The organism is Mesorhizobium sp. P2_C7, assembly GCF_056404515.1.
The window spans coordinates 43,897-65,486 of the sequence record NZ_JBFUDW010000006.1; the positions used below are offsets into that span (position 1 = coordinate 43,897).

23 protein-coding genes and 1 pseudogene are annotated in these 21,590 nt (G+C 63.8%); 7 read left to right on the forward strand and 17 right to left on the reverse strand.

Annotated elements, in window-relative coordinates:
* Positions 1–146: 146 nt before the first annotated feature.
* A complete protein-coding gene (locus tag AC1D2G_RS14080) occupies positions 147–746 on the reverse strand; it encodes a YdeI/OmpD-associated family protein (RefSeq protein ID WP_477415127.1) in 600 nt (199 codons plus the stop codon).
* Positions 747–873: 127 nt separating this feature from the next.
* Between AC1D2G_RS14080 and AC1D2G_RS14085 the strand changes: the two are divergent.
* The 4 genes and pseudogenes from AC1D2G_RS14085 to AC1D2G_RS14100 form a co-directional block, all read left to right on the forward strand.
* A pseudogene (locus AC1D2G_RS14085) lies at positions 874–1,045 on the forward strand (IS1 family transposase); the annotation flags it as partial.
* Positions 1,042–1,416, forward strand: a complete 375-nt coding sequence (locus AC1D2G_RS14090) for an Imm8 family immunity protein (RefSeq protein WP_477414658.1) — start codon at positions 1,042–1,044, stop codon at positions 1,414–1,416. The pseudogene AC1D2G_RS14085 and the gene AC1D2G_RS14090, both read left to right, overlap by 4 nt.
* 109 nt (positions 1,417–1,525) lie before the next feature.
* The gene (locus tag AC1D2G_RS14095) at positions 1,526–1,870 is read left to right on the forward strand and encodes a VOC family protein (protein WP_477414660.1); all 345 of its coding nucleotides are present in this window, start codon (positions 1,526–1,528) and stop codon (positions 1,868–1,870) included.
* Positions 1,871–1,961: 91 nt separating this feature from the next.
* Positions 1,962–2,573, forward strand: a complete 612-nt coding sequence (locus AC1D2G_RS14100; RefSeq protein ID WP_477414662.1) for a hypothetical protein — start codon at positions 1,962–1,964, stop codon at positions 2,571–2,573.
* A gap of 21 nt (positions 2,574–2,594) precedes the next feature.
* On the opposite strand, the gene AC1D2G_RS14105 is transcribed toward AC1D2G_RS14100, so the two are convergent.
* The gene (locus AC1D2G_RS14105; RefSeq protein WP_477414664.1) at positions 2,595–3,068 is read right to left on the reverse strand and encodes a cupin domain-containing protein; all 474 of its coding nucleotides are present in this window, start codon (positions 3,066–3,068) and stop codon (positions 2,595–2,597) included.
* 65 nt (positions 3,069–3,133) lie between these two features.
* On the opposite strand from AC1D2G_RS14105, the gene AC1D2G_RS14110 reads away from it, so the two are divergent.
* On the forward strand, positions 3,134–3,595 hold the full coding sequence (locus tag AC1D2G_RS14110; RefSeq protein ID WP_477414666.1) for a MarR family winged helix-turn-helix transcriptional regulator: 462 nt from the start codon (positions 3,134–3,136) through the stop codon (positions 3,593–3,595).
* A 38-nt stretch (positions 3,596–3,633) separates the two neighbouring features.
* Here AC1D2G_RS14110 and AC1D2G_RS14115 read toward each other — a convergent pair whose 3' ends face one another.
* Positions 3,634–4,539 carry a S1C family serine protease gene (locus AC1D2G_RS14115; protein ID WP_477414668.1) on the reverse strand — a complete coding sequence of 302 codons (906 nt, stop codon included), beginning with the start codon at positions 4,537–4,539 and terminating at the stop codon, positions 3,634–3,636.
* A gap of 241 nt (positions 4,540–4,780) precedes the next feature.
* Here AC1D2G_RS14115 and yghU point away from each other — a divergent pair, with 241 nt between their 5' ends.
* A complete protein-coding gene (gene yghU / locus AC1D2G_RS14120) occupies positions 4,781–5,647 on the forward strand; it encodes a glutathione-dependent disulfide-bond oxidoreductase (RefSeq protein ID WP_477414670.1) in 867 nt (288 codons plus the stop codon).
* A gap of 122 nt (positions 5,648–5,769) precedes the next feature.
* Here the strand turns inward: yghU and AC1D2G_RS14125 are convergent, their stop codons facing one another.
* A complete protein-coding gene (locus tag AC1D2G_RS14125) occupies positions 5,770–6,072 on the reverse strand; it encodes a DUF1236 domain-containing protein (protein WP_457152161.1) in 303 nt (100 codons plus the stop codon).
* Between the two features lie 871 nt (positions 6,073–6,943).
* On the opposite strand from AC1D2G_RS14125, the gene AC1D2G_RS14130 reads away from it, so the two are divergent.
* Positions 6,944–7,150 (forward strand): hypothetical protein, encoded by a 207-nt coding sequence (locus tag AC1D2G_RS14130; protein ID WP_095091761.1) that lies wholly within the window; start codon positions 6,944–6,946, stop codon positions 7,148–7,150.
* A gap of 380 nt (positions 7,151–7,530) precedes the next feature.
* Here AC1D2G_RS14130 and AC1D2G_RS14135 read toward each other — a convergent pair whose 3' ends face one another.
* The 13 genes from AC1D2G_RS14135 to AC1D2G_RS14195 form a co-directional block, all read right to left on the reverse strand.
* Positions 7,531–8,082 carry an isochorismatase family protein gene (locus AC1D2G_RS14135; protein ID WP_477414672.1) on the reverse strand — a complete coding sequence of 184 codons (552 nt, stop codon included), beginning with the start codon at positions 8,080–8,082 and terminating at the stop codon, positions 7,531–7,533.
* A gap of 42 nt (positions 8,083–8,124) precedes the next feature.
* Positions 8,125–9,732 (reverse strand): WD40 repeat domain-containing protein, encoded by a 1,608-nt coding sequence (locus tag AC1D2G_RS14140; protein ID WP_477414674.1) that lies wholly within the window; start codon positions 9,730–9,732, stop codon positions 8,125–8,127.
* A 121-nt stretch (positions 9,733–9,853) separates the two neighbouring features.
* Positions 9,854–10,630: an exodeoxyribonuclease III gene (locus AC1D2G_RS14145; RefSeq protein WP_477414676.1), complete on the reverse strand. Its 777-nt coding sequence runs from the start codon at positions 10,628–10,630 to the stop codon at positions 9,854–9,856.
* 4 nt (positions 10,631–10,634) lie between these two features.
* Positions 10,635–11,279 carry an alpha/beta hydrolase family protein gene (locus AC1D2G_RS14150; RefSeq protein WP_477414678.1) on the reverse strand — a complete coding sequence of 215 codons (645 nt, stop codon included), beginning with the start codon at positions 11,277–11,279 and terminating at the stop codon, positions 10,635–10,637.
* A gap of 230 nt (positions 11,280–11,509) precedes the next feature.
* Complete coding sequence (locus AC1D2G_RS14155) at positions 11,510–12,190, reverse strand: hypothetical protein (RefSeq protein WP_477414680.1); 681 nt, start codon at positions 12,188–12,190, stop codon at positions 11,510–11,512.
* Between the two features lie 5 nt (positions 12,191–12,195).
* Positions 12,196–13,308: a tetratricopeptide repeat protein gene (locus AC1D2G_RS14160; RefSeq protein WP_477414682.1), complete on the reverse strand. Its 1,113-nt coding sequence runs from the start codon at positions 13,306–13,308 to the stop codon at positions 12,196–12,198.
* On the reverse strand, positions 13,305–14,213 hold the full coding sequence (ku, locus tag AC1D2G_RS14165) for a non-homologous end joining protein Ku (protein ID WP_457152560.1): 909 nt from the start codon (positions 14,211–14,213) through the stop codon (positions 13,305–13,307). The genes AC1D2G_RS14160 and ku overlap by 4 nt, the downstream gene beginning before the upstream one ends.
* A 203-nt stretch (positions 14,214–14,416) precedes the next feature.
* Complete coding sequence (gene ligD / locus AC1D2G_RS14170; RefSeq protein WP_477414684.1) at positions 14,417–16,909, reverse strand: DNA ligase D; 2,493 nt, start codon at positions 16,907–16,909, stop codon at positions 14,417–14,419.
* Positions 16,910–16,970: 61 nt separating this feature from the next.
* On the reverse strand, positions 16,971–17,195 hold the full coding sequence (locus tag AC1D2G_RS14175) for a hypothetical protein (RefSeq protein WP_184875376.1): 225 nt from the start codon (positions 17,193–17,195) through the stop codon (positions 16,971–16,973).
* A gap of 121 nt (positions 17,196–17,316) precedes the next feature.
* Complete coding sequence (locus AC1D2G_RS14180; RefSeq protein ID WP_477415129.1) at positions 17,317–17,469, reverse strand: Flp family type IVb pilin; 153 nt, start codon at positions 17,467–17,469, stop codon at positions 17,317–17,319.
* A 201-nt stretch (positions 17,470–17,670) separates the two neighbouring features.
* Positions 17,671–18,888, reverse strand: coding sequence for a GNAT family N-acetyltransferase (locus AC1D2G_RS14185; RefSeq protein WP_477396990.1), 1,218 nt, complete (start codon positions 18,886–18,888; stop codon positions 17,671–17,673).
* 155 nt (positions 18,889–19,043) lie between these two features.
* A complete protein-coding gene (locus tag AC1D2G_RS14190) occupies positions 19,044–20,288 on the reverse strand; it encodes a GNAT family N-acetyltransferase (protein WP_477414686.1) in 1,245 nt (414 codons plus the stop codon).
* 3 nt (positions 20,289–20,291) lie between these two features.
* A complete protein-coding gene (locus tag AC1D2G_RS14195; protein ID WP_457152556.1) occupies positions 20,292–21,560 on the reverse strand; it encodes an MATE family efflux transporter in 1,269 nt (422 codons plus the stop codon).
* Between the last annotated feature and the right edge of the window lie 30 nt (positions 21,561–21,590).

Here is a 21,590-nt window from a genome sequence, read left to right on the forward strand (position 1 = left end):
CGCAGCCGGCCGTCATCAGCGCCTTGACTGCATGGCACCCGAAAGCCCGAGGCGGCCAATACCCACCGTGGCTGGAGCAATTCCAAGAAAGTGTGAAACGGGTGCGGCTAAACGCAAAGCGCCGGCAGTCCGGCGCCTGAAAGGACTTACTTCTTGCCCTGCGGATGGATCGTCTCGCCGCGCTTCAGCATCGCGACGAAGGTCTCGATCTTCTTCTTGCGGCCAGCTTCAGTCTTCATGTTGTGGGTGCGGAAGGCAAGCGCGAAGCGGTTCTGTGCGCTGAGCTTTGCCAGCATCTCTTTCGCCTTGGGTTCGGCATCTATGGCTGCCTGCAGGTCATCGGGGATTTTCATCTCCTTGCCGCTGCCGTAGGCGCGCGCCCAGCGGCCGTCGGCCTTGGCTGCCTCGACCTGTCTCAGCCCATGCTCGGTCATGCGGCCCTCCTCGACCAGCCGCGCGACATTGTCGATGTTGATCAGGCTCCAGATGCTCTTCCTGCCGCGCGGCGTGTAGCGCTGCAGGAAACTGTTGTCGTCGAGCCCCTTGCGCACCGCGTCGATCCAGCCGAAGCACAGCACCACGTCGATGGCTTCTTTCGGCGTGATCGACTTCAGTCCCGACCCCACTTTGTGGATCTTGATCCACACCTCGGTTTCCGCAGCGTGGTGCATGCCGAGCCAGGCGTGGAAGCTGGCCGCGTCCGGAAACTCCCTGACCTTGTCGGGATCGACCTTGACCGGCGCCATCAGCCGGCCTGCCCGCTCGCTGCGCTTGCCGCTCGGATCACCGTCATTCTGCCTCCAGCATCGTGCCAAACATCATCCGTCAGCATAGTGATATTGGCCCCTGTCAGTTTTCGGCAGTGGGTCAGTTTACAATTTCGTACGCATCCATAAGACGCTGCGTGTTGCCCCCGCGATGGCCGCTGGCGTTACCGACAAGCTTTGGGAGATCGCCGACATCGTTGCACTTATCGAGGCGGAAGGAAGCGGAAAAGCCTGCTGCTCGCGGTCCTCACAAAAAACGTGGAGAATTGTCCTCATGAGAGCACAGTACAAGGGTCACCGAGTTTTAGAGACCAAGGCTGGCACATTCGCGCTCGACGAGTGGAAGCCGCGCGACCCCACCGACTTTTCCATTGACATAGACTTCTACGCAGGCCCCGAAGGGGATGCCAGCGCCGAAGCATTTACGGCGACCGTCTGCTCTCCGAACTATTTTCTTCGCTCACAGAACGGCAACGTTTTCTCTGGGGAGAACATAATTTTCATGCTCAGATTTGATTACATTGAACTGGAGAAGTTTCTCATAGATCGCTGCGCAGCTACCGAGGGCGATACATGGGACGCGATAGCCGTACAACTTGCGAGGCTGGGGCGCTGGGAGTTCGGCTATCGCCTTCAGATTTCAAACTGACCCACTACCCAGTTTTCAGCAGCAGCAGAGCCTGCTGGCGGATGACGATGGAACGCACCACCCATCGCCGCGTTCCGGCTTCAGTGCAACCGCCGGATGGAGGTTCCCGATGACAATCCAGACCATTTTCGCCCATGTCAGCTGCGCCGACCTCGAAGCCAGCATCCCCTGGTATGCAAAGCTCTTCGGCAAGTCGCCGCTGCGCCGGCCGATGCCGGGCTTGGCCGAATGGCAGTTCAGCGACAGCGCTGAGGTGCAGCTCTTCGAGGACAGGGACAAGGCCGGCACCAGCACGCTGACGCTCGGCGTGCTGCCGCTGACGCCCGAGCGGCAGCGGTTGATGGCTGCAGGCCTCGAACCCGGCCCGATCGAGGAAGCCGACGATTTCTACATCATGCGCCTGCGCGACCCCGACGGGAACCTGGTGGTGTTTGCGAGTGCGCAACTCGACTAGGGCGCCCCCGGGCCAAAATATTTTCCTCCACCCCGCTGTCGAAATCTCGCAGACCTGCCATGGTCCTGTTCCACACGCTTGGGAACACATCATGAGATCTCTGCTCGTCGCCCTGGCGATGCTGCTGCCCACAGCTGCCCTCGGCGAACCGATCGACACCCGGAAAATCATCACGGCGGTGACCGGCGACTTCAACGGCGACGGCGCCGTCGACCTTGCCATGGTGGTCGAGACCGAGCCGACCGACCCGATGGACATCCACTTCTTCCTCAGGGACAAGGAGCACAATTACCTCAAGCCCGTCGAAATCGTGCACGAGCAGATCCTCGGCGAATGGAACGGTTATGACCGGCCGGGCTACGAAAATTCAGACACCGAGCCGGAACTGACGATGCTGCCGAACGGCTCGATCAAGTTCTATCTGCCGGCGATGCCGATCGGCGGTCAGCGGACCAACATGACGCTGACCATCGCCTGGCGCAACGGTGCCTTCATCGTCGCCGGTTTTGCCTATGACTACGAGGACTTCCAGCAGGACAATGTCGCCAGCGCCTGTGAGTACAACGTGCTGACCGGCAAGGGCACCAGCAGCAAGACGCAGCCTGACGGCAGCTCGAAGCACAGGACTGTCTCGGTGGAAGGCCGGACCGTCGCCTTCAAGGACTGGAACCCGGGTGCTGATTTCAGCGCTTGCGACGGGTAACCGGCGTCTCTTTGACCGGCTTCAGTTCGGTGGCGGCGCCGCCGGCGTCAATCCGTGCCGGCGCATGATRTCCATCATTTTGAGCTTGTCCGGCGGGCCGCCGGCGGCAGCGTTGAGCACCGCAAAGGCCTCGCGAAAATAGTCCGGGCCGATCGCCGCCGGCGTGATGACGCAAAGCGCCTTGGCATCCCTGGTGCCATTGTTGTCAAACCGGTGAACGGCGCCGCGTGGAATGCACAGCGCCTCCCCTGGCCCGACCTCGATCGCCTTGCCGTCGACGGTCCAGGTCAACACCCCGTCGACGCCGTAGATCGTCTCTTCGTAGTGGTCGTGGCTGTGCGCCGGCGCCGGCAGCCGCTGCGCGCCGGGCACCATCAGTTCGAAGGCGGCGACGCTGCCGTTCGAACTGTCGCCTGACACCAGGAAGCGAACCGACAGCCCCTTGGTACCGATGGTTTCGTTGGCTGGATTGACCTGAAGATCCCAAGCTGGCATTGCATAAGCTCCCCGAGTAAATTACATTTACCGCCTATCAGTAAACTCAATTTACCGGATCGTCAATGGCCACATCCGCTGAAGTTCTGCAGACCAAGACCGAGGACCTGCTGATCGGCGCGCTGCTGCGCGTGCCGGCGCAGGCGATCCAGCGCCGGCTGATCAAGGAGCTCAACGCCGCCGGCTTCGACGAATTGCGCCTGCCGCATATGGCGGTGCTGCAGTTTCCCGGGCCGGACGGCGCGCGCCCGGGCACCATCGCCGAGCGCGCAGGCATGAGCAAGCAGGCCATCAACCAGCTGCTCAGCAGTCTCGAAGGTTACGGCTATCTCATGCGCTCCGACATTCCGGGCGAAGGCAGTGCGCGCGTGGTGCGGTCCACCGAACGCGGACACGCCGCCTTCTGGAAAATGGTCGATATCCTGCGCGACATCGAGGAAGAGTGGCGCGCCGAGCTCGGACCGGAACGCTTTGCCCAGCTGAAGGCGCTGTTGTTTGTCGTCTGGGACAGCCCGCTGGCGCGCTGAGCGGCCGACTGGGATGCAACGAAATGCCCGACCGATGCCTACTGCAGCTGTGGCTTCTTGAGGAAACTGCCGCGGTCGGCCGATTTGACGCGCAGCCAGGTTTCGCGGCCGTCGCGCAGCACACGCATCGGAATCTCCGCGCCGGCCGAGCCGCTCTCCCACAGCTTGCGATAGAAATCGGCCAGCCCATCGACCGCGCCGTCACGGATGTCGGAGATGATGTCGCCCTGCCGCAGGCCGGCTTTGGCGGCCGGGCCGCCTTCGGTAACGCTCATCACCACCACCTTGCCGTCGCTTTCGGCCGACAAGGCGCCAAGCCACGGGCGCGGTGGCCTGGCCACATGGCCGCGCGTCAGGAGATCGTCGAGAATGGGCGGCAAAAGGTCGATCGGCACGACCATATTGATGTCGGCGACCTCGCCGTTGCGGCTCATCTGCAGGCGCAGCGAACCGATGCCGAGCAGCGAGCCGTCGGCGCCGAACAACCCGGCGCCACCCCAGGACGGATGCGCGGGCGCGATGAAGATCGCCTCGTCGAGCAGATACTCCCAGTAGCCCGCGAATTCCTGCTTGGTGACGATCCTGGCCTGCACCGACTGGCCGACGCCGTCGGCCAGCACGACTGCGTCGCCGATCCTGGCCTTGCCGGCATCGCCCAGCGCCACCGCCGGCAGCCCGAGCGGCGCCAGCGCCTGCACCAGCCCGAAGCCCGATTCCTGATCATAGGCAAGCGCATGCGCCGGGATGACGCGACCGTCATGACTGGTCAGCCAGACCTCTTCCGCTTCGGTGATGAGATAGCCGATGGTCAGCACCAGCCCGTCGTTGCGGATGACGACACCGCTGCCTTCCCTGAGCGTGCCAAGGGCACCCGCCGTAAAGGCATCCTCCGGAATGGTGGCCCGCACGGCAACGACCGAGCGCGGATTGGGATTGATGGTCATGCTGTCATTCCTGGATAGGTGATGACTCTATAGGTATGCCGCAAGGGAGATGGTGCAAGGGGTGAGAAGCGGTTCGCGCGGCCACTGGCATGATGAATTCGCTTCGCGATCCGGCTGATCACCCCACCAGGGGAAGGGAAAACGGAGCTTCCGTCAACAATAGTTCAACGCAAGTTGAACTTCCCCCTCTGAAACCCTAGTTGTAGGGCGACCTGCCCATCCTTCCCCACGAGGCCCCGAGATGACCGACTACACCCCGCCGAAAGTATGGACCTGGAGCAAGGCGAATGGCGGCGCCTTTGCCAGCATCAACCGGCCGATCGCCGGGCCGACGCACGACAAGGACCTGCCAGTCGGCAAGCACCCGCTACAGCTCTATTCACTGGCGACGCCGAATGGCGTCAAGGTGACCGTCATGCTGGAGGAACTTCTCGCGCGCGGCCACAAGGGCGCCGAATATGATGCCTGGCTGATCCGCATCAACGATGGCGACCAGTTCGGCAGCGGCTTCGTCGAGGTCAATCCCAATTCAAAGATTCCCGCCTTGATGGACCGCGGCGGCAAGACCCCGGTTCGCATCTTCGAATCCGGCTCGATCCTTGTCTATCTCGCCGAAAAATTCGGCGAATTCCTGCCGACCGAACAGCCGGCCCGCGCCGAGGTGCTGTCGTGGCTGTTCTGGCAGATGGGTTCGGCACCTTATCTGGGCGGCGGCTTCGGCCATTTCTACGCCTATGCGCCGGAGAAGTTCGAATATGCCATCGACCGCTTCTCGATGGAGGTGAAGCGCCAGATGGACGTGCTCGACCGTCGGCTGGCCGAAACCGAATATCTCGGTGGCAAGGACTACAGCATCGCCGACATGGCGGTTTGGCCCTGGTATGGCGGGCTGGCGCTCGGCCGCATGTACAATGATTCCGGCGAGTTCCTGTCCGTGAACGACTACCAGCATGTGCAGCGCTGGGCCAAGGCGATCGACGCCCGCCCCGCGGTCAAGCGCGGCCGCATGGTCAACCGCGCCTTCGGTGAACCCGCCATGCAGCTGCATGAGCGCCACGACGCCCGCGATTTTGAGACGAACACGCAGGACAAGCTGGCCGCCGAATAGACCACGGCAAAGCATGCCTCAAAGGAAAGCCCGCCACCGACGCGAATGTCTGGTGACGGGCTCCTCCCAAGACAACCCAACGCGGGCAATCCCGGTGTGTCGGCCTATGCGTCGGGCCTCACTCAGTGCAGGACTTGGACGATCTGGCGTGTCTCTGGATCGACCAGAACGGTCTGGTCATTGATCACGGCGACGCGATATTTGACGTCGGGCACCTGACGCAATTCGACCGTGTCGGGCACCGACGAGCCAAGTTTGAGTTCGACGCCCAGCAGGTTTACCGACGCGAGCGGCTCCTTCTTGATGTATTGGCGGACGACAGTCTCCTGCTCCGGCTGGACGACGACGACGTTTTCCGCCATCGCCACGCCAATGCCGCCCATCAGGACGATCGCGGCCGCAGCACTCGAAAGATAATGTTTCATCATAGCCTCCATTGTATTCATCGGAACTCCGCCCTGGATGAAAACTCCGCCGCCACCGTGAGGTTCCATTTCAATTCCCGAATTGAAAGCATCACGAAATCGCCCTGATATTAACGCTTGTTGATCCAGCTATCGGTCTAAGAGGCACAAAAGCTTCCGGAGTTCGTAGATAAATTATGCAGATCGGTGCTGAATCGCGCACAGAACTGCCAACAGCTACACGGGTCACGGGAGAACGCCCCCTGGCATGGGCTTCAAAGGTCGTCGCCAGCGGCGCTGGATCGGACTCAAATATTTTCATTGCCTAGCCAACGTAGAGCGCACCGTGTCGTTCCAGCCGCCTTTCTTGTTTTCGCCGAAAGCTCCGACACGAAAGAGGCCCGCCTTGCTGGGAAAAGCGGGCCTTAGACGGTGTGGCCGGAGGTGGCAGTCCTCACAGGTCACACTCAAAACGCGAAGCGCCGGCGGTTGGTTCCGGCCTTGGCATACTGCGCCCCCGTGGCGGCGGTGGTGGCGGTCGTTGCCGCGCTGTGCCTGTGGTGTCAGGGCTGCCCAGCGGGGGCCATTTTTGGTGCCGCGATTGCGGCGAAGACGCTTGGCCGGCTAAGTTTTTTCCCGATCCCGACCACGCGAAACGACCGCGTCATTATATCGCGTTTGACTAAAATACCGGAACGTCCAATGCACATTGCCGGAACCGAACAGGGCCCCTCGGACCTTTGCGGCCGGCACCTAAGACCTTGGTCCTAGGCGAAAACGCAAACGGCCGATGTGGCCCGGATTGACGTTCGGAGAAGGGAACATCTCGCTTTGGCTGTCGTTTGTCGCGATATCGCCGGCGCCGCCGGATCCATATCGGGAGGACAGAACGATGCCGCATCGATCCACCGTCGTCAAAACAGGCAACGGCCCGGTCACGGCGATTGCCGTGCTGATGGTGGGATTGATGGCGGTGGGAATGGTGTTTCTGGTCCTGGGCGGCGCGCTCTACCTCAACGAGCAGCCGTCGGATCAACGTGCGCTGTCGTCCCTTCCCGCCCGATCGATTCAGGCGACCGATCGCAGCGCGGCAAACTGATCGGGCTGCGCGCTCGGCGGAACATCCAGCCGCCTTTTCGAATCGACAGCGACCCGCCGGCCAGTTTGGGTTGAGGAAAATCGTCCGATGCGGCAAGAAAGAGAAACTGTTTCGCGCCGTGATGACCAGGACGCCGAATCTGCACTTTAGTCCCGGCCTATTCCGCTTTCGCGGAAGTGTCGGCCGGCCGGCGATGTGCAATGGTGTCAATGCGGCGGTACGAGCCGCCCTGGTTGACGCGGGCGCCCGAGCCATCCCAACAATGCGCCCCCCCGTCCGCGTCGACCACGGCAGGCGCTTGACGGTCTCGTCCGATCCGCAGTGCTGGACAAGTTGTCGCGCGAAGTGACGATCAGCCTGCCGCCAAATTCCTTACAGCTTCAGCCGCCGACCAGTGCCTTGGTCGTCACCAGATTGACGCCGGCCTCGGCGAATTCATCATTGTGGCGGGTGATGATCTGGAGGGCGCTCTCACTGGCGCTGTCCAATGTGCTGTGCGCATCGGAGACCACGGTGACGCCGAGCCCTCTGGCCATCGCGCCCTTGATGGTCGCAGCCACGCAAAAATCGGTCTGCGCGCCCAGCAGCACGACAGCACCGGCGCCCTGCCCTGCGACCCATTCGCCAAGGGCTGCATTGCTGAAGGCATTGCCGACGCACTTGGCGAAAGTCGGCTCGTCCACGGCCTGGCCGAGTGCGGGCCACACCGGCCAACCCGGTTCACCCGGCGCCAGCGGATCGCCCGCCGGTCCGTCATGCCTGACAAAGGCGACCTTGCGCCCGCCGCGCCGCGCCCAGTCGATCACCGCCCGGGCACGCTCGGCAATGGCTGACGCCTCATGGATCGGCGGCTCGTGCACGCCGTCGAACATGCCGGTCTGAAGGTCGATCACGATGAGCGGCGCTGTGTCCGCGAGGCTGGATGCTGACATGGATTTTACATAGCACGACGGGCAAGGTGATCAAGATTCCATTCACCCCGGCGCCCCTGCAAACAGCACCACGCCGTCGCCGCCTGCGGCCGGCCAGTCGCGGATGGTACGGTCGTAGCCGCCGGTCAGCACCGTGCCGTCGGCGGCGAAGGCCACCGAATAGATCGGGCCGGTCTGGCTGTCGAACATGGCGACCTGATTGCCCGTTTCCATGTCCCACAGGCGCGCCGTGCCGTCGAGCGAACCGGAGACCAGGCGCTTGCCGTCGGCCGACAGCGCCAACGTGTAGACGGTGCCCTCATGGCCCTCGAAGCGGCGCACTTCGCGGCCGCTGTCGAGATCCCAGAGCTTGATCGTATAGTCGCCGCTGCCGGTGATCAGATGATGGCCGTCGGCGGTGAACACGGCGCCATAGGTGCCTTGCTCATGCCCATGCCAGCTGCGCAGCTGCTTGCCGCTGTCGATGTCCCAGAGTTTCAGCGTGCCATCGATGCTGCCTGAGATGGCTCGAGTGCCGTCGGGCGAGACGGCGACAGCGCTGACCGACCAGTCGTGCCCGCTCATCACATGCAGCACGGTGCCCTTTTCCAGGTCCCAGACGATGACGTTGCCGGTCTCGTGGCCGGTCACGGCACGTTTGCCGTCCGGGCTGATCGCTAGCTTGTTCACACCGCCATTCTCGCCCGCCGAAAAGACATGCAGCACAGCGCCGTCGGAAAGTTTCCGCTGCACCATCTCGCCGTCGTCGCCGGCGGTCAGCGCGCTGACGCCATCCGGCATGAACAGCGCGGTGCGCACCATATCCTTGTGGACGCCGAGGTTGCGGATCAGATGCTTGCCGGCGATGTCCCAGAGCTTGATCGTGTGGTCGGTGCTGGCGCTCATGATCGTGTGCCCGTCGGGCGCCACGGCCAGCCAGACGACAGCGTCGCGATGACCCTCGGGCTCGGTCGGCAGCGGTGGCGGAGGCGGGGGCAGAGGCGCGACGGTCGGTGGCGGGATCGCAGCGACCTCCGGCGGTGCCGGAACGGGCGTAGGCGGCGTTGGCGGCGCGAGCGCGGGCGGAGTCGGCGGCTCTAGGGCCGCGGGCGGGTTGACCGCTTCCGGTGGTGGGGCGGGCGGAGATGGCGCCGGCGGCGTGGCTGCGGGTGGAACTGCCGGTTCCTGGACCGGCGGCGCACTGGCGACGTCCTGCCCCTTCGGCTCGGCAGGCTTGGGTTCATTCTGCTTGGGTTCGTTGGGCTTGGGTTCGCCGGGCTGGCTGGCAATTTCGCCACCGCGATCATGCCAGGGGCCGAACCGGTCGACGGCCAGCACCGCGAGCACAACCAATGGCAGGGCGAGAAACACCTTGCGCAGGCCGGGCCTGCCGGTGTCCTGCACTTCCGCCGCACGGCCGAACAGCGGCGCGCCGGCCTGATGGTTCGGGCGCCCCGGCAGACGACCTGCCCAGAACAGCAGAGCGCCAATCAGGCAAGCGAGTGCCGCCACCACCAATGCGGCCAACCGGATGGAGGCGGAAGCCCCGGCGGAAGGCGAGACACCGCGCCAGATGACGGCATCGCCAAGCACCGGCCAGCCGCGCCAGACGCAAGCCACGGCCACCACCAGCAGGATGATTGCAATCAGCCTGTCGACGACTCTGTTCATCGGCCCCCCTCGGCGCCATCGCAGGCTTCGCCCCACGCCGCAAAGTTCAGTTCACGAGATTACCAGTGGAAAAGGTGTTCGCAAAATGGCGCATGCGAAAGCGGCGGCGTCGAGGTTCCCATCAAGCTGACCTGAGCTCCACCCAGACCGGCGCATGGTCGCTGGCGCCGTCTTGCCCGCGCACCTCGCGGTCGATGCCGGCGGCGGTCAGGCGCCGCGACAGTGTCTTCGACAGCAGGATATGGTCGAGCCTGAGTCCCGCGTCGCGCGGCCAGCGGTTGCGGCGATAATCCCAGAACGTATAGAGCGTCTCCTTCGGGTGCTTCTTGCGCACGGCATCCGTCCAGCCCTGCTCGATCAGGCGGGCGAAGGACGCGCGGCTTTCCCGCTGCACCAGCGCGTTGTCGTCATAGGAGCGGGTGGCGTAGATGTCGCGCGGCTCGGGCACGATGTTGTAGTCGCCGGCCAGCACCACCGGTAGGCCGGTGTCCAACAACTGCTCGGCGTGTGCCTCCAGCCGTTCGTGCCAGGCGAGCTTGTAGGCGAATTTCGGGCCAGGCTGGGGGTTGCCGTTCGGCGCATAGAGGCAAGCGATGACGATGCCGTCCACCGCCGCCTCGATGTAGCGGCTCTGCTTATCGGTATCGTCGCCGGGCAGCGCATCGCGGGTCGGCACCGGTTCCGAGCCCCGCGCCAGGATGGCGACGCCGTTCCAGGTCGGCTCGCCCTTCCACACCGCGCCATAGCCCGCCGCGGCCAATGCCGAACGCGGAAACTGCGTGTCGCGCGCCTTCAGTTCCTGCAGGCACACAACATCAGGCTTTGCCGTCGCCAGCCATGCCAGCAGGTTCTCCAGCCGGCTGTTGACGTTGTTGATGTTGAAGGAGGCGATTTTCATCGGCTCAGGAAACGATCCGGCCCGTCCACGCCTTCACAGCCTCGGCCAGCGTCTTCAAATGATCGGCGGTGGAGAAACCGGAGATGCTCTTGCGCGGTTTGAGATCATGGTCGCCATCCTCCAGCCAGACGATTTCGATCTGGTCGGAAAGCGCGTAAGTCGCGACCTCGTCTTGCGTCCCGAACTCGTCACGTGTGCCCTGGAAGATCAGCGTCGGCGTCTTCAGGTTGGCGAGATGTTTGGTCCGCAATTGCTCGGGCTTGGCCGGCGGATGAAAGGGATAGCCGAGGCACAGCAGGCCCGATATCTCGCCCTTGGCAAACATCTCGTCGGCGACCATCGAGGCGACGCGCCCGCCCATCGACTTGCCGCCGATGATGAGCGGGCCGGTCACTCCCTTCGCCCTGAGGTCGGCGATCGCCTTGACATATTCCGGGTTCACCGTCTCGGCCCGCGGCGGCGGCTTGCGATGCCCGTAGCGGCGGGCTGCCATGTAGTGGAATTCGAAGCGCGCAACCTGGAACCCAGTCGCCGCCAGCGACTTGGCGGTGGCCGTCATCGAGGGAGAATCCATCGACGCGCCGGCGCCATGCGCGAGCAGGATGGTGACGGGGGCGGTCTCGGGGCCGTCGAAGAGGAAGGTGGTCATAGGGCGGCCTTCCCCGAGAGGTCGTGTTCCGTCCCACCCCCCTCTGTCCTGCCGGACATCTCCCCCGCAAGGGGGGAGATTGGCAGCTTTATCGTTCCGCTCAATGTCCAACGTTGGCGATTGGGGAAAGCGGTGGCGACATCCAATCTCCCCCCTTGCGGGGGAGATGTCCGGCAGGACAGAGGGGGGTGTTCAAGCGCCAGCATGGCGATCCTTTGTTCGGGCAATCGCTATGATTGCCTGGAGACTCCACTGCAAACCTGCGACTGCAAATACTCCACCTGCGCGGCCAGAAATCCGGGCCAGCCGGCGGCATCAATACCGCCAATCCATGTGCATGCGGCTTCGCGCCCATGAACCTGCTCCAGCAAGCAGAAATAGGCTGTGTCGCGCCATGATCCACACAACTGCTTATTGCCGTTCATCACCTCCAGCGCCGAAGGCCAGGTGAACCATCTCCTGATCCATTCACCGACCTTGCCGTCGAGGTCGGTGACGCATTGGGTTATGAATCCACCGAGATCACCTTCATTTGCCACCCAGAACGGCCCACGACCTCTGACGAAATCGCCGTCAATGGCATCGAGCCCTACCCTGAGAAATGATTTGCTCGATCGCCGAGCGCTTTGGGTTTTGAACTGGGCCGAACTTGGATCCTTGACTTCATACCAGGCGTCAAAATCCTTCCACAGCTTGGCAAACTTCTTCCACTTGAAGACAGCTGCGATCGAGCAGTCATACTCTCCGTACCGGCGGTCCGTGTAGCAATCAAACTCGATGCTGAAGTCCGTCTGACTGTCTGCAGATTTGACCAAGAGCTTGCCACTGTCCGGCTTGAACCATTTCGCACCGAGGCGGGCATGGAGTTCTTCGGCAACCTTTGTTCGAATGGTTTTTGAATCGAGGACCACGCCCCTCACCCAGCCGTCCGCGCCAGTTGCAGATCGACGAACTGCACCCCCTTGGCCGCCACGCGCGCCCATTCGGAATCCGTGTCGAGTTCGAGATAGCGCGCCCAGTTGCGGCGGGCCTCCAGCAGATTGCCGGCGTCGAATTCCAGCCGGGCCAGATTGAACACCGGATCGGCATAGGTCTTGTCGAGCGCGATCGCCTTCTGCAGGTGCCTTCGCGCTGAAGCCTCGCGGCCTTGCTCGCTCATCAGCCCGGCAAGATTGAACCACGCCTCGACGAAGGCCGGGTCGAGTTTAATCGCGCGGGCATAGTCGTGCGCCGCTTCCCTCCCGTGGCCGCCGGCGCGCAGGCAGTTGGCGCGGTTGAAGGCGGCAATGGCATCGCCCGGGTCGATGGCGAGACAGCGCTGGTAGAGCACCGCCGCCGCGTCATGGTCGCCGCCCTCCTCAGCCGCTTCGGCCTCGGCGAACAACTCTTCCAGCGTGTCGTCGCCCTCTGAACCGGCGTTGCCCAGATCGAACAGCAACTGCCCGTCGAGTTCGCTCTGGCCACCCTCGAGATAGATCGCGTCGGGCCGCCCATGCTGCGAGCCGACATTGAGGGACTTGGCAGTCAGCGAAGCCACCGGGCCGGAGCGATGCACGGAACGCGCTATCGCGCCCCAGGTCGCCCCCCCGGCCACCAGCCCGGCATATTTGCGCGCCAGGATCAGGTCGCGGAAAGAATAGGGTTCGCCGTCATGCTCGAAGGCATCGAACAGCGACAACAGGTCGAGGTCGGCGCCGGACAGCCGCGACTGCTCGATCAATGATTGCCTGGAGAGCGAGGACGCCTCCGGCGCAGTCATCAACCCGAGCAGGCGCAGGAATCCGTTCTCGCTGATTGGCGTGCGCCCGGCAGCGCGCTCGGCGGCGACGCGGCGCTCGATCTCGGCATCGCCGGCCTTTGCCAGATGGGTCCGCCCGAACACGACATGCGTGGTGCGCCTGGTGACACCGCGCCGCAACTGGCCGTGCTGGCGCTCGACCTCGCGTGCCGCCAGCCTGAGCGGAAACGCCGCCAGCGCGCCGATCGTGCCGAAGACGGCCCCCGGGACCAAACCGGCTCGTGCCGTCATTTCTTGCTCTTGCCGACCGCCTTCAGCAGATTGGCCTTCAGCGGATTTTCAACAGCGCCGCCCGCTGCCGCCTTGACCTTGGCCGCCGGCTTGGCGACCTCGTCGGCCTTGCTCTTCGACTTGGCCGGCGGCTTCGACTGCGACAGGCTGGCCTTCAGCGCGTCCATCAAATTGATGACATTGCCGCGCTCGGGGGCTGCCGCGATGATCGGCTTGTGGCCCTTCAGCTTCTCGCGGATCATCGCCATCAGCGCGATCTCGTAGCGATCCTCATAGTTCTTCGGATCGAAGGTGGTTTCCTTCTGCTTGATTAGCGCCTCGGCCAGCTGCAGCATTTCCGCATCGGGTTTTCCGGCCGGAATGTTGCCGAAATACTCAGCCGTTCCACGCACTTCGTTCGGGTTTCTCAAGGTACACACGAACATGCCGTTCTCGCGCGCGCCGATCGTCACCACGCGCTCGCGGCTGGACAGCACCAGCCGTGCGATCGCCAGCTTGCCGGATTTGCGCATCGCTTCGCGCAGCACCGCGAAGGTTTCCTCCGCCATCGCGCCATCGGGCGCCAGGTAATAGGGCGCGTCCTGATAGATGACGTCGACCTCGCCCTCGTCGACGAAGGCCTCGATGTTCATCGTATGGTTGGACTCGATGCGCACCGCGTCGAGGTCGGCGTCATCGATGATGATGTACTGCTTGTCCTCGTATTCATAGCCCTTGACCAGATCCGAACGCTCGACCAGCCCCAGTTCGGGATCGACCGGCTTCATGTTGATGCGGTTGTGGGTCTTCTTGTGCAGCTGGTTGAAACTGATGCGTTCGCTCGCGCTGGTGGCGGGGTATAGCCGCACCGGACAGCTGACGAGGCTGAGCTTGAGGTAACCTTTCCAACTTGCCCTGGGCGCCATGAAACACTCCTACGCGGCCATGCACTGTCACACCGGTGCAGCGCTGTTCGTCCGAAGGACGAGCGACGCCACTGAAATCCTACACCGACCCCGCACTATACAGGCAAATCCCTGACGAAATCTTTTAGGTCGGCACAGGGTCGAGGGCGGAGAATAATTCAAATTGTCGGGACCGTCGATGGACTTGGGTGCCTCGCCCCGTTTCATGGGCGCGAGGAACCCAACTTCTGAAGGGGCAAATCCCGCGCGAACTCATCGATCTCCGCCCATGGATCGCCGGATGTCGCCAAGAGCCCCGGCAGCGAGGAATAGTTCAAATCCTGCGGTGCATCGATCGACTCCAGATCCGCCCAGCTCACCGGTGTCGAGGCCGGCAGATTGGTGCGGGCCCGCAGCGAATAAGGAGCGGCCGAGGTGTGGCCGCGCGCGTTGCGATGATAGTCGATGAAGATGCGCTTCTTGCGGTTGTCCTTGCCCATGGTGGTGGTGAAGGTGTCGGGGGCGGTTGCCGCAAGATGCGTGGCGATGGCGCTGGTCGCCTGGTGCAGCTTCTTCCAGTTCTGCTTGCCCGTCACCGGCACGGTGATGTGGATGCCGCTGCCGCCCGAGGTCTTGGCGAAGGGCACCAGCCCCAGCCCCTCGAGCTCACCCTTGATATGCACCGCCGCCTCGACCACCTCGCGCCACGAAATCCCCTCGCCCGGGTCGAGGTCGAAGACGATCTGGTCGGGCTTGTCGAGACTGGTGCGATGCGTGCCCCAGGTGTGGAATTCGACGACGCCGAACTGCGCCAGCGCCAGATAGCCCTTGGCGCCTTCGACCGAGAGATAGGACTTTGTCTCGCCCTCGGAATTGGTCGCCTCGAAGGTCACCACCGAGGGCGGCATGCCGGTGAAGGCATGGCGCTGGAAGAAGCAGTCCTTAGGCAGGCCGGTCGGGCAGCGCACCAGCGACACCGGCCGGCCCAGAATGTGCGGCAGCATGAAGTCGCCGACCAGCGCGTAGTAGACGGCGATGTCGAGCTTGGTCGGCCCGGTCTTGCCGAACAGCCGCCGCGTCGGGTTGGTCACCCAGATGGTGGCGAGGTCGGCCTCCGAGATCAGCCGCTTGCGCTTGGCCGACACCGGCGTCGACAGGCCGACATCCCTCAAGCCGCGAAACACCGCGTGGCGCAGCGCATTGTCCGCGGTGCGGTTGGCATAGTGGATATGGGCCGAAAACAGCGGCCGCACCCAGTGCATCTCGCGCATGATCTCGCGCGGCACCCCTTCAGGCGCCGTCGCGCCCGATGTGAGCGGCTCCAGCCTGGCCAGCAATTCGGCAGCGGTCCCGGTATCGAATCCGGTGCCGACCTTGCCGCGATAGTGCAGTTCGCCGTCCTCGAACTCGGCAAGCCCGAGGGCTGCCAGCCCCTCGGCGGCATCCGAGACAGTGTAGCCGGCGATGACGAAGTCGTCGGTCTGGAGCGCCTTGGTCTTGGTCCAGCTTTTGGTGCGGCCGCTCTGGTAGGTCGCGGAGGCGCGCTTGGAGACGACGCCTTCCAGCCCGAGTTCCGACGCCTGGTCGTAGAGTCCCTGGCCCGAGCCTTCGACATGGTCGGAGAACTGGATGGCGGAATTGGCGCCGAGGCCGGACAACATCTGTGCCAGCAGCGCCTTGCGCCGGACCAGCGGCGCCTTGGTCAGGTCCCAGCCGTCGAGATGAAGCAGATCAAAGGCATAGAAATGCAGTCTGCTGCCGGCGCCTCCGGCCAGCGCCTCCTGCAACAGCGCGAAGCGGCTGATGCCCTTGGCATCGAGCACGACGATCTCGCCGTCGATGATGGCGTCGCGGCACGGCAGTTTGGCGAAAGCCTGTGGCAGGTCGCCATAGCGCTTCGTCCAGTCGATGCCACCGCGCGTGATCAGCCTGACCACGCCGTCCGCGAGATGCGCCATGGTGCGGTAGCCGTCGAATTTGATCTCGTGCAGCCAAACCTCTCCGGTGTCCTCGCCATCGGGCGGCTTTGGCACCTGCGTCGCCAGTTGCGGCTCGATGCGGCTGAGTGCCGGCGCCTTGAATGCGCCCGGCAGCGTGCCCGGCTTCAGCGAACCCGGCTTGGGCTTGGCCGCCGGCTTCGCGGGCGCCGCCAGCTCCTCGATGCGCTTGCCGGACTTCACGCTTTCCGGCCGCGCTTCCCGAATGTCGAGCGCGGTGTCGGCGGCAAGGTCGCGCTCCTTGAACAGCAGCCAGTTCTTCTTGTTCTCGTCCTCGCCGGATTTTGGTTTGAGCCTGGTCAGCATCCAGCCGCCATTCAGCTTCTCACCGGCCAGCCGAAACTTGAAGGCGCCGGTCCGCAGGCTCTTCTCGACATCGTCCATCGGCGCCCAGCTGCCAGTGTCCCAGACGATCATGGGGCCGCCGCCATATTCGCCCTCGGGGATGACGCCCTCGAAGTCGATATATTCCAGCGGATGATCCTCGGTCTCGACCGCCAGCCGCTTGTCTGCCGGATTGAGTGACGGCCCGCGCGGCACCGCCCAGCTCTTCAGCACGCCGCCGACCTGCAGCCTGAGATCATAGTGATCGGCGGTGGCGTGATGCTTGTGGACGACGAAGCGGTTGCCTTCGCCGGCGACGAGCCCGCCGGCGGGTTCCGGCGTTTTCGAGAATTCGCGCTTGGCGCGATAGGCTTTGAGCTTGGGTGGGGTTGTCATGGCATGGATCGAAGCGCGGCCGCCAGATGCAAGCGTCCCGACAGAGCGCAGCTTTTGAGTCTCAATCGTCCGTGGCCGGCGTCAACTCGAGCTCGGCCGGCGACAGGCCTTGCTGCAGTTGGGCGAGTCGGAATTCGTCGACCCAGTAGGCTTCGCCGTCGACCAGCACGCGCGCCTGATAGGCGCCGGCCGAAAAACTCTGCGCGGTGATGTAGACCTTGTGGCGGTCGAGCGCCTTGCGCACCGCGGAGCGCTTTGCATTCTGGCCGATGACGGGACTGAACATGACGCTGCCCTCGGTCGCCCCGACACCCACATGGCCGCGGTCCGCAGCCTGGCGACTGGAGTTAAGGATGACGGAGACCCGCCGTCCTGTCAATTTCGCGGAGACGAACCAGGCCCGAGGCTTACGACCCGCTGCTGTTGACCGCGTTGCCCATCACCTTGAATTTGGTGTTGACCGCATTGCCGAGCGCGCTGGCGCCGGCGATGATGGCGAGTGCGATCAAGGCGGCGATCAGGCCATACTCGATGGCAGTCGCGCCGGATTCGTCGCGGATGAAACGGGAAAATAATTTTGCATATTATTCCTGTCTTCTAATCCCTCTCGCATCCAATAAACCCTACTGATTGCAGTTCGGTTAAAATTTGACCAAGCTATTGAAGGTGCTCGGACACCGGCTTGAATCAAAACATCAAGTCGTGGGGCTGCCTGCTGCCGGAGGCGGGACTGATCGAACCCTCGCCTCGGAGAACTGGCTTCAGTCCTTCAATCGCCGCAGGCGGCGCGCCATGCCTTGGATGGTCTTGAGCAGCTGTGGTCTCGTGCGCACGTAACGCTCAGCTCGGCTGCGAAACAGGATGGCGGCATTCGCCCCTCTGCCCCGCAGTGTCATCGGTTCGCAAATCTCGGACAGAACCGAATTCGCGGCACCAATATGTTCCTTGTAGCCCTGACCGCCGACCGACAGGTCGAAGTAATCGAATCCCCGCTCGCGCCCCCACATCATCAGCTTGGCAATCGTCGTCAGGCCGGGTGACACGTTGGCGACCGCATCCTTGTCGATCGCAAGCAGGATGCCATGAAGAGTGCCTTTTCTGGCCAGCACGAGCATGGAGGCAAGCCAGGCTTGTCCGACGCGCAGTCCAAAGAGCCGCACCGATCCGTCGGACAGGCCCTGGAGGGCCGCGTTCCGGTAGAAGTCGACGGCCGATTGCTGCGTCAGGAGATCGAAACGCGCAAGCTCGCGAAAGCGCTTCAGCCGCAGCTCAAGCAGCGTGCCGAAGAGCTCCTCCGTCAGGGCGGGCGTGTCAGCCTCTACCAGGCTGAGGCCGCCCAGTTGTTCAAAGCGGCGGCAGTGCTTGCGGAAGTCCTTGGCGAAGGACGGCCTGCAGATGCGCTTGATGAGATCCTCGGGCTCGCCGTGCAAGACGAGGCCCGAGGCGACCTGGATGGAATCGCGCGTCGCCGAAAGCAGAGCCAGCGGATTTGCCACGCCAAAGACCTGTTGCGGGATACCGGCGATGTGGATGCGATCCACCGGCGGCAGCACCGAACAGACTGCCGCCCAGGCGGCTTCGGCGCCCTGCCTGGTCCACGGGCTGGCATCCGCCAGCAGCGGCGCGGAATAGTCGCAGACGCCGCAGCTCAGCCATTCGACCACATAGTGGCGGTAGGCCCGGCGCCGCATCAGCGGCACCAGCATTCTGGGCTCGCCGGTCGCGGCATCGCTCACCTCGACGACGAGCAGTTCCGCACTCTTGGGCATCAGCCGCGTGGCGATCCCTTCGGCCCAAGCGTAATGCTGATGGGCGGTGCAGATGCCATTGGCCTGCCACTCCAGCCAAAGCGGCTTGACCGCCTCGAGGCTGGTGTGCAGCCGCGCCGTGTAGACACGTTCGGCGGTATCGGCAGTGGCAGCAGGAGCAGAAGCCTGCGCCGCCGATATCGGTGCCCTCCGCATTGCCTGGCTCGACATATCTGCCTCCCACCTTTCTCCCGCGACGACCGGATACGGTCGCCGGCGATCCTGTTTTCAGCCGCATGGACCCCGCCTACCCGCGTTCTTCCAGACCAGACAGGCGCATCAGCGCGACCCTCTTGGTATGGATCAAGCGCGAAATGCGGCCGCGCTCAGCCCTTCGACCTGCGCAAGCCACGCACTACGCCCTGGGCGGTCTTGAGCAGCCGCGGATGAGACCGCACGAAAAGCTCGGCCCGATCGCGAAGCGAAGCGACGGCTGCTACGCCCTTGCCGAGCGGCGTCAGCGTTTCGTCGATCTTGGCCAAAACCGAACTCACGGCGCCGAACTGTTCCTTGTAGGGCTGGCTGCCCACCGACAGGTCGAAATAGTCGAACCCCTGCCGCAGCCCCCACGCCATCAGTTCGCCCATGAGCCCCAGGCCCGGTGAGGCGTTGGGCACCACCTCCAGGTCCATTCCGATCAGCAGGGCATGCAATGTGCCTTGCCGGACCAGCATATACTGGACAGAGACCCAATCCTCGCCGACCCGCAGTCCGAAGATCCGCACCGATCCGTCGGACAGGCCCTGGAGCGCTGCGTTTCGGTAGAAATCGACAACCGCCGGCTGCGCCAGGAGATCGAAACGCCCCAGTTGGCGAAACCGCTTGAGCCGCATCTCGACCAGAGCGCCGAAGACGAGCTCTATCAAGGCCGGCGTGTTGGCCTCGATCATATCCACGGTGCCGTGCCGTTCGAGCCGGCGCCAGTCCTTGTAGTAGGTTTTGACGAAGGACGGTCTGCCATGGCGCTTGATCAGGGTCGCCGGGTCGCCATCCAGCACGAGGCCGGACGTGATCAGGCTGGATTCTTGCGCGACCGCCAGCAGCGCCAGTGGATTGGCCACTCCATAGACCTGTCGTGGAATTCCCGTGATGTGGATGCGGTCCGTGCGCGGCAGGATGGATCGGACCGCCGCCCACGCCGCTTCGGCGGCCTGCGGGGTCCACTGGCTCCTGTCCGACAGAAGCGGCGCCGAATAATCGCAGACGCCGCAGCTCAGCCATTCGATCACCCGATGTCCGAGCCTCGATCTCCGCATCAGCGGCACCAGCATCTTGAATTCGCCGGTCCCGGCGTCGGTCACCTCGACGATGAGCAGTTCGGCGCCGTCGGGCACCAGCCGTTTGACGATCCCCTCGACCCATGCATGGAGCTGATGGGCGGAGCACGTCCCATTCGCCTGGCATTGAAGCCAGAGCGGCTTGACGGCCTCGAGACTGGTGTGCAGCCGCGCCGTGTAGGCTCCCTCCGCGATGCTTCGGGAAGCATCGATAGCTTGCCCGTCCGGTACTGGCGCTCCAGCGGTCGGCGCATCGGGCGGCGCAGTCGTCAACGTCTGGATCGACACGTCCATCTCCTACCTTTTTCCCGTGGCGAGCGGGGCGGGTTCGGTGCGTCGCCACGATTTCGGCTGGCTGTCATGCCGGCCATCCGCGCCCTCAAGCGCGAGTATGTGGCGGTGAGCGAAATACCATGAGGCCACGAGCACGACGGTCTCGGAGACCGCGGCACCTGCAAGCGACCATGACGGGGAAGCGATAGCGAGCAGGATCGCGATCAAGACCAGGCCAACGACCGCGCCGGCCGTTGTGATGAACGCCACGACCCGGAATTCGCCGAGTATCTCGAGGACGATGCGCGGCATGATGTAGAGCATGATCGGTACGAAGTTCGCCACGGCGAGAAGGCCAATGACGCTGACCGAGGCTCCCGCGAGCGACTGGGATTTTATCGTCGGCAGGACAAACAGGATGCAGGCACCGTAAACCAGGCTGCCGAGCCCCATGACAAGCGACCATAGCTTGGCATGCATCCACACGCGCCTGACTTCATTGTTCCCCATCATCTTCGCAAGCTCGGGCTGCAGCATGTTCACAAAGGCCAGGCTGACGATGCGCAGTGGGGCAAACAGGACGATAACCGCCGCGATGGGCGCATAGGCCGCCGGACCGGCAATACCCGCGACCAGCAGCGCCAGGCACTGACCCTGGATGTTGGTGGTCGTCGCACTGAATCCCGACCAGCGCAGTTGGCGCCAGAGCCTGGCATAGCGTCGCCGCACGGGCGCTCGGAAACTGACGCGAAGCGGACGGGGCGCCAGGCGAGCAAGCACCGCTATGCCGATCACATTGGCTGCTGCCAGGGCATAGAACACCATTTGCAGCACGTTCGGCGCCGTCCAGATCGCCAGCGCGGCCATTGCGGCGCCGGCAACCGTGAAGGCGAAATCGCTTATGCTGACGACCATCTGTTGGCGGCGCGCGAAGAATGCCGTGCGCATATGGCTGCGCAGCGACCACGCGCCGACGAAGCAACCGGCGGCGATACTGCCTGCGTCACCCCACAGCAGCATCAGCAGCGCGGTCGCGGCGCCCATGATCGACGCGACGACGACCGCCGCCCCTCCAAACGTCACGTCGTGCGCGTCGACGCCGGCCCTGTTGGTGCTCTTGCCCATCCAAATGCTGGCCGGGACGGCGGTCAGTGATCTGATGTAGGACAGGCCAACGCCCCCCATCACCATCGCGATGGCGAAGATGCCGTAGCCTTCCGCCGACAGCTCGTGCAGCAGGGTGATGTTCAGCGCGAAATGAAAGCCGCTCTGTATGGCCTCGCCGCCGATCATCAGCACAAGGCGCCGCAGCAGATGGCCTGG

Coding starts and splice junctions, on each gene's coding strand:
- AC1D2G_RS14100 (WP_477414662.1), top strand. CDS start 1,962: ATGAGATCTCTGCTCGTCGCCCTGGCGATGCTGCTGCCCACAGCTGCC.
- AC1D2G_RS14150 (WP_477414678.1), bottom strand. CDS start 11,279: ATGACCACCTTCCTCTTCGACGGCCCCGAGACCGCCCCCGTCACCATC.
- AC1D2G_RS14140 (WP_477414674.1), bottom strand. CDS start 9,732: ATGAACAGAGTCGTCGACAGGCTGATTGCAATCATCCTGCTGGTGGTG.
- AC1D2G_RS14160 (WP_477414682.1), bottom strand. CDS start 13,308: ATGACGGCACGAGCCGGTTTGGTCCCGGGGGCCGTCTTCGGCACGATC.
- AC1D2G_RS14080 (WP_477415127.1), bottom strand. CDS start 746: ATGGCGCCGGTCAAGGTCGATCCCGACAAGGTCAGGGAGTTTCCGGAC.
- yghU (WP_477414670.1), top strand. CDS start 4,781: ATGACCGACTACACCCCGCCGAAAGTATGGACCTGGAGCAAGGCGAAT.
- AC1D2G_RS14090 (WP_477414658.1), top strand. CDS start 1,042: ATGAGAGCACAGTACAAGGGTCACCGAGTTTTAGAGACCAAGGCTGGC.
- ku (WP_457152560.1), bottom strand. CDS start 14,213: ATGGCGCCCAGGGCAAGTTGGAAAGGTTACCTCAAGCTCAGCCTCGTC.
- ligD (WP_477414684.1), bottom strand. CDS start 16,909: ATGACAACCCCACCCAAGCTCAAAGCCTATCGCGCCAAGCGCGAATTC.
- AC1D2G_RS14115 (WP_477414668.1), bottom strand. CDS start 4,539: ATGACCATCAATCCCAATCCGCGCTCGGTCGTTGCCGTGCGGGCCACC.
- AC1D2G_RS14130 (WP_095091761.1), top strand. CDS start 6,944: ATGCCGCATCGATCCACCGTCGTCAAAACAGGCAACGGCCCGGTCACG.
- AC1D2G_RS14185 (WP_477396990.1), bottom strand. CDS start 18,888: ATGTCGAGCCAGGCAATGCGGAGGGCACCGATATCGGCGGCGCAGGCT.
- AC1D2G_RS14110 (WP_477414666.1), top strand. CDS start 3,134: ATGGCCACATCCGCTGAAGTTCTGCAGACCAAGACCGAGGACCTGCTG.
- AC1D2G_RS14190 (WP_477414686.1), bottom strand. CDS start 20,288: ATGGACGTGTCGATCCAGACGTTGACGACTGCGCCGCCCGATGCGCCG.
- AC1D2G_RS14125 (WP_457152161.1), bottom strand. CDS start 6,072: ATGAAACATTATCTTTCGAGTGCTGCGGCCGCGATCGTCCTGATGGGC.
- AC1D2G_RS14145 (WP_477414676.1), bottom strand. CDS start 10,630: ATGAAAATCGCCTCCTTCAACATCAACAACGTCAACAGCCGGCTGGAG.
- AC1D2G_RS14095 (WP_477414660.1), top strand. CDS start 1,526: ATGACAATCCAGACCATTTTCGCCCATGTCAGCTGCGCCGACCTCGAA.
- AC1D2G_RS14175 (WP_184875376.1), bottom strand. CDS start 17,195: ATGTTCAGTCCCGTCATCGGCCAGAATGCAAAGCGCTCCGCGGTGCGC.
- AC1D2G_RS14135 (WP_477414672.1), bottom strand. CDS start 8,082: ATGTCAGCATCCAGCCTCGCGGACACAGCGCCGCTCATCGTGATCGAC.
- AC1D2G_RS14195 (WP_457152556.1), bottom strand. CDS start 21,560: ATGATCGGCGGCGAGGCCATACAGAGCGGCTTTCATTTCGCGCTGAAC.